General features: G+C 40.4%; 10 protein-coding genes. 4 read left to right on the top strand and 6 right to left on the bottom strand.

Going from position 1 to position 6,000, the window contains the following annotated elements; all coding sequences use genetic code 11:
- The 3 genes from JWQ85_RS07585 to JWQ85_RS07575 all read right to left on the bottom strand — a co-directional run.
- Nucleotides 1-361 (bottom strand): SDR family NAD(P)-dependent oxidoreductase (locus JWQ85_RS07585; RefSeq protein ID WP_299466348.1); only part of this gene is annotated, 361 nt, incomplete at its 3' end.
- Nucleotides 362-495: 134 nt separating this feature from the next.
- A complete protein-coding gene (locus JWQ85_RS07580) occupies nt 496-1,080 on the bottom strand; it encodes a Crp/Fnr family transcriptional regulator (RefSeq protein WP_299466345.1) in 585 nt (194 codons plus the stop codon).
- Nucleotides 1,081-1,211: 131 nt separating this feature from the next.
- A complete protein-coding gene (locus JWQ85_RS07575; protein ID WP_299466342.1) occupies nt 1,212-1,712 on the bottom strand; it encodes a DinB family protein in 501 nt (166 codons plus the stop codon).
- 191 nt (nt 1,713-1,903) lie between these two features.
- Here JWQ85_RS07575 and JWQ85_RS07570 point away from each other — a divergent pair, with 191 nt between their 5' ends.
- Genes JWQ85_RS07570 through lpxB form a run of 4 tightly spaced genes read left to right on the top strand, consistent with a single transcriptional unit; the run spans nt 1,904 to nt 5,255 of the window.
- Nucleotides 1,904-3,055, top strand: coding sequence for an acyltransferase (locus JWQ85_RS07570; RefSeq protein WP_299466339.1), 1,152 nt, complete (start codon nt 1,904-1,906; stop codon nt 3,053-3,055).
- A 46-nt stretch (nt 3,056-3,101) separates the two neighbouring features.
- The gene (surE, locus tag JWQ85_RS07565) at nt 3,102-3,878 is read left to right on the top strand and encodes a 5'/3'-nucleotidase SurE (protein WP_299466336.1); all 777 of its coding nucleotides are present in this window, start codon (nt 3,102-3,104) and stop codon (nt 3,876-3,878) included.
- Entirely contained in the window at nt 3,871-4,131 is a 261-nt protein-coding gene (locus JWQ85_RS07560; protein WP_299466333.1) for a hypothetical protein, read from the top strand. Before surE ends, JWQ85_RS07560 begins: the two co-directional genes overlap by 8 nt.
- 2 nt (nt 4,132-4,133) lie before the next feature.
- A complete protein-coding gene (gene lpxB, locus JWQ85_RS07555) occupies nt 4,134-5,255 on the top strand; it encodes a lipid-A-disaccharide synthase (protein ID WP_299466330.1) in 1,122 nt (373 codons plus the stop codon).
- Between the two features lie 65 nt (nt 5,256-5,320).
- Here the strand turns inward: lpxB and JWQ85_RS07550 are convergent, their stop codons facing one another.
- The 3 genes from JWQ85_RS07550 to JWQ85_RS07540 are packed head-to-tail and all read right to left on the bottom strand — an operon-like array spanning nt 5,321 to nt 5,950.
- Complete coding sequence (locus JWQ85_RS07550) at nt 5,321-5,482, bottom strand: hypothetical protein (RefSeq protein WP_299466328.1); 162 nt, start codon at nt 5,480-5,482, stop codon at nt 5,321-5,323.
- Nucleotides 5,483-5,530: 48 nt separating this feature from the next.
- On the bottom strand, nt 5,531-5,659 hold the full coding sequence (locus tag JWQ85_RS07545) for a hypothetical protein (protein WP_299466326.1): 129 nt from the start codon (nt 5,657-5,659) through the stop codon (nt 5,531-5,533).
- A 27-nt stretch (nt 5,660-5,686) separates the two neighbouring features.
- Nucleotides 5,687-5,950: a hypothetical protein gene (locus JWQ85_RS07540; protein ID WP_299466323.1), complete on the bottom strand. Its 264-nt coding sequence runs from the start codon at nt 5,948-5,950 to the stop codon at nt 5,687-5,689.
- Between the last annotated feature and the right edge of the window lie 50 nt (nt 5,951-6,000).

The following is a 6,000-nucleotide window of genomic DNA, read 5'->3' as shown; positions in this document are numbered from 1 at the left end:
CGGCCAAATAAGTGCGTAATACACTGTACAGGTTTACATCCATCATTTTTTTGAATTGCTCAACTGAATAGCCTTCCAATAAACCATAACCGGCCATGGCGGCGTTGTTTACCAGTACATCTATTTTACCATATTTTGTAATAGCATTATGGATAGCGGAGTTTACCGATGAATCATCGGTTATTTCAATTTCGGTAACTTCAACATTGGGCAGGGCGTTAAGCTCATTTGCAATTTTTTCGTTTTTTCCGTTAACGCCGCGCATACCTGCAATTACGGTATGACCTGCTTTTGAGAGCGTTTCTACCATTAGTTTACCAAAACCTGTGCTTGTGCCGGTAATAAAAACTATCTTTTTCATGATCTTAATTTGTGTGAATTATTTGTCTTTGTTCACATCAAAGGTGGGATAACGGGTTGGTCTGCTAAATGATATATAGCAAGAAATACACTTGATATTTATCAAGCATAAAACCTGTAAAGGACTGACATGCATTATTTAAGGATGGAATTTTTGCGGATACGGCTCAGCGTTTCGGGCGAAATGCCAAGGTAAGATGCGATCATCGCCTGCGGAAAGCGTTGGAAAAATATGGGATGGATCTTAAACAGGTTCTGGTATTTTTCTTCGGCGGTAAGGCTTATGGCGGCGGTTATTCGTTTCTGCGCGGCAATGTGCCCGCGTTTATCAAGCGCCAATGTAAGCTTGTTCATTCCGGGGAAGGTTTGCTTCAATTCTGTTAGATTAGCGAGCGATACCTGTAACAGTTCGGTATCTTCCAGCGCATCAATATAATAGATAGTCGGGGTTGAAAACTCAAAGCTTTCACGGTCGGCCATCCACCAGTTTTCAATCCCGAAACGTACAATGTGCTCGTTGCCTTTTTCGTCAACTGTATATTGCCGCATGGCGCCTTTTATAATAAAGGAAAGGTGCTTGCAAACGTCGCCCTCCTGCAGTAGATATTGCTTCTTACGGATTTTTTTTGGAGTAAATGCCGCCTTCACCAATGCAAACTCATCGTCTGTCATCGTGTCGCCGGAATATTCGTCAATATATTTACGGAAGGGCAGATACATATCGACAAATTAAGAAGTTATTTTCATTTAAACATATCATGCAATCGTAATATGAATAATTAGAGTTTAACTACTTTGTTCCTGCAAAGCAACGCAGGGCCACAATGTGAGACCCTGCGACGATAAAATATTCAATTGATATTTGAGCTGATATTTTTTAGCTGATGGATATGCCTTTGGGTATGAACGGTAATAAAGCCAATCCATTCCATACGGGTAAATTCGCCAAAGCCCGGTATGGCATAATCCAGGCAGATCTTTGTCAGATCTTTATTGATAATTACCTCCCGTAAAGATGCAATTCTTGTTTTTAACGAGGTAAGCAGGTTGCCTTTGTTTATGTCATCATTTGTTGGGAGGATTTCTTTTGGAGATTCCATTTTTATACTGAAATCTAAAAACAGCTTGTTTACCTCTCCCAGTTTTTCATCAGGTACGCGATCTGTTGCTTTTACATTCCCATTTAAAACACCAGTTGCATCATACGATTTACAAAGATGATCGCCAACCTGACCCGCTGTCCAGCTGTTTTCAAAAGGAACCTTATTTAGTTGTTCCTGGGTAAGCGGAGTAAGTAATTCAATTAACTCGTCTGTCGTTTTATTAAAATGGTTTAAAATTTCGTCTTTCATAGCATTTATAAGTTTATAATCTTTTCCATTATGTACAATACAAAGCTATGGCCATAACACCATTATTTGGGGGTGGGATAAGGACATTATAAGGGGGTGATTATGCCAAAAATACACGATGTGAGACCCTGCGACGACAAGAAGAGGAATAGACTAAAATTTACACTATTTTTATACCATACCCCAACCATATGCCTAACTCAGAATCGCAACCTGCACTCATCCAACCCAAAGCAAAAATCAATTACATCGACCACTTAAAAGTAGTGCTCACGGTGCTGGTTATAATGCACCATACCTTTATCACTTATGGTGCCCCGGGCGGCTGGTATTACGCGCAAAAAACAACATTGACGGGTGCTATAATTCCTATGACGGTATTTGTGGCCGTTAACCAGGCATTTTTTATGGGGTTCTTCTTTTTCCTTTCGGCATTGTTCATCCCTTCATCATACGATAAAAAGGGGCCGGTAAAGTTTGTTACCGATCGCTTGATTAGATTAGGCATCCCATTGGTTTTTTATTCGTTGGTGCTGTCACCTATGTTAAGCTACATTCCTTACAAATGGGCTGATGGGCACGATATTACCTACCTGCAATATTTAGGAGGTTTTCATCCCTGGATAGATTTTGGTGTGCTGTGGTTTGTTGCCGCCTTGCTAATATTTACGCTGATTTATGTATTTTACAGGATGGTAGTTGGCCGCTTAAAAACGGTGATAGCTTTGCCATCAGTAACTGCGATTCTGTTTTTTGCTATAGGTATTGGGTTTATAAGTTATGTTGTACGCATTGTTTTCCCGGTAGGATGGGTATTAAAGCCTCTGGGGTTTCAACTGGGGTACTTTCCGCAATATATTGCCTTGTTTATTTTAGGGTTAGTGGCTTCAAAAAATAAATGGCTGGATAGCGCTGACTATAAAATGGGCAAGCGGACGCGGGCAATAGCCCTTTGCCTGGTACTTATAGGTTTTCCGTTATTTTTTGTGGTGCAGAAAATACTGGACTTCCCTATAGCGTGGTTCAATACCGGTACACACTGGCAATCGTTATGGTATGCTGTATGGGAGCAGTTGGTTGGCTTTAGTATTATTACAGCCCTGCTTTGCATAGGCAAACATAGTTGGAACAAGCCATCGGCGTTCCTTAGTAAATTATCGCGTAGCACATTCGCGGTTTATATTTTTCATCCTTTAGTGGTAATATCACTATCGGTAATAGTAAGGAACTGGGCTATTGATCCGGCTTTAAAGCTGTTGGTAATTTGCCCGCTGGCCGTTGGGTTAAGCTTTTTATTAGGTTTGGTATTGGTGAAGATCCCGGGTGTAAATAAGATTATTTAATACAATTCTGAAGAAAGCATAATTCAATTATAGCTATTTTTGCCCCATGACAAAAGCTAAGCAACCCACCATATTAGTAGTGAACGACGATGGTATAACCGCCCCGGGTATAAAAGCCTTAATGCATACCATGAAAGAGATTGGCAGGGTAGTGGTGGTAGCGCCGGATAGTCCGCAATCTGGCATGGGGCATGCCATTACCATCGGTAAACCCCTCCGTTTAGATAAGGTTGATGTTTACGAAGGTATTGAGATGTACAGTTGCAGCGGTACCCCGGTAGATTGTGTAAAACTGGCTGTTAACAGCGTGCTTAAAGGTGTAAAACCAGACCTGTGTGTATCTGGCATTAACCACGGATTGAATAATTCTATTAATGTACTGTACTCCGGTACAATGTCGGCCGCCGTTGAGGGGGCTATAGAAAGTATCCCATCAATAGGGTTTTCGTTAGATGATTACACACTGCAGGCCGATTTTGATCCTTGTCAAAAATTTGTGAAAGAGCTTGCGTTGCAGGTTTTGGCCAACGGCTTGCCGGGTGGTACTGTACTAAATGTTAACTTCCCGGCAGGAGATAAAATAAAAGGCCTAAAAATATGCCGCCAGGCTAATGCCAAATGGGCCGAAGAATTTGATATGCGTTTTGACCCATACAAACGCCCGTACTATTGGTTAACGGGGGTTTTTCAGAATAATGATAATGGCGAGGATACCGACGTTTGGGCGCTTGAACATAATTATGCATCTGTTGTGCCGGTTCAGTTTGATATGACCGCCCACCATGCTATACCCGTTTTAAATACCTGGACGTTTAATGTTTAAAAAGAATAATCTTTTTTTGGGGATACTATATGGCTGCGTACTTCCTGCTATTGCATGGTTGGTGTTCTCTTTGTTGTTAAAAGACGATTCCTTTATAGATAAACCAGCTGCGCCATACCTGGTAGCTATTGGGTTAAACCTGATATTGTTAAGGTTTTCGGCGAAAGCATATCTTGATAAAACATCAAACGGAATAATGATAGCTACATTTGCCTGTACATTGTTGGTGTTTGTATTTAAAATGCATAGTTAAAGATGAAGTATTACCTGGTAGCCGGTGAAGCTTCGGGCGATTTGCATGGAGCAAGCCTGATGAAAGCTTTAAAAGAACTGGACAACGACGCCGACTTTCGTTTTTTTGGCGGCGACCTGATGCAAACCGAAGGTGGTACATTGGTAAAGCACTATGCCGATATGGCCTTTATGGGTTTTGTAGAAGTGGTCATCAACCTGAATACTATTCTTAAAAATCTTAAAAAGTGTAAGCAGGATATTGTGGCCTATCAGCCGGATGTTTTAATACTTATAGATTTCCCCGGGTTTAATTTAAAGATAGCTGAGTTTGCCAAAACACAGGGGTTACAGGTTTACTATTATATATCCCCTAAAGTTTGGGCCTGGAACCAAAAACGTGTCCTGAAAATTAAACGTATTGTTGATCACCTGTTTTGTATCCTGCCCTTTGAGGTGGATTTTTACAAAAGTTGGGGCATGAAGATAGATTACGTTGGCAACCCGCTGCTGGATGCGGTTGATGCCTTTAAGCCCGATGTCAATTTCCTTGCAAATAATAACCTAATTGATAAAAAGGTAGTAGCGCTGTTGCCGGGTAGCCGTAAGCAGGAGATAAGCCGCCTGCTGCCCGAGATGCTGGGGGCTATACACAAGTTTCCGCATCATCAGTTTGTGGTAGCAGGTGCACCGTCGTTCAATGCAGCATACTATGATCAATACCTGGGTGATAAAGTCATTCCCGTTATATTTAATGCCACTTATGATATTTTGGCCAATGCCCAGGCAGCCGTTGTAGCATCAGGCACAGCTACGCTGGAGACTGCCTTATTTAATGTGCCGCAGGTAGTAGTATACAAAGGCAATGCAGTAACCATTGGCATTGCCCGTATGCTGATAAAAATAAAATTTATATCGTTGGTTAACCTGATCATGGATAGGTTGGTAGTAAAGGAACTGATACAGGACGATTGCACATCAGCAAAAATAACTGAAGAACTGAATAACCTATTGCATAACGAACATCTAAGGCAGCAAATGCTGGCAGACTATGATGTGCTTGATGAAAAAATGGGTACTCCCGGCGCATCGGCTAAAACAGCAAAACTCATAGTAAAATATGCTTCAAAAAATAAGGCCTGCTAATTATAGCGGGCCTTATTTTTCTCAAAGGATGTTTTTTGGTAGATATTGTAGAAATATATGATCGATCAGGCAGCTGATAACTGTTGTTGTACAGCTTCCTGTTTGTTGCTTGGTGAAAACAGATTCCTTTCTCTGAAAGACCTAAGATCTTCCATTAATAAGTTTTTTAACTCGTTATCAAAACGGGTAACTAATTTGCCGGTAGCTGGTTTTTGGTAGGTTTTCATAGATGTTTTTTAGTGTTGTAACGTTTTTGGTAGATATATTAAAGAAGACTATGCTACGTTTAAACGGTTTGTATTCTTTAGTTTAAGTGCTTTTAAATCGCTCATTAAAAGGTTCATTAACTCTTTATCGAAACGGTTTACTAATTTGGTTACTGCTGGTTTTTGATAAGTTTTCATAATTCAATATTTTAAAGTTTTTTAGTTTTATTGTTGTTTGTTGTCTTCTTTGTTTTCGTTTTCCTGGTTTTCGCTAAGGTTGTCATGTCTGCGTTTTGCTTCTTTGTACAGCCTGGCTATTTGCTCCCTGTCCCGTTCATCGGATGTATTTTCGGGTGCCTGTGGGTTTTCCCACTCTTTCTCTTTGCCCGCTTTTTCAGTTTTCTTGTCTATTGACATTTTAACCTCCATTTGATAAGTACTATTCCAATTCAATGCCAAACTTTCCATCTGCGTGAAAAAAAATGACATTAGGCATGATATATCTTTACATTCAAAACAAAAAACCTTATAAATACGGT

This window comes from Mucilaginibacter sp. (assembly GCF_028288105.1).
In the GTDB taxonomy this organism is placed as follows: domain Bacteria; phylum Bacteroidota; class Bacteroidia; order Sphingobacteriales; family Sphingobacteriaceae; genus Mucilaginibacter.
This window is presented reverse-complemented; position numbering and strand designations above follow the sequence as displayed.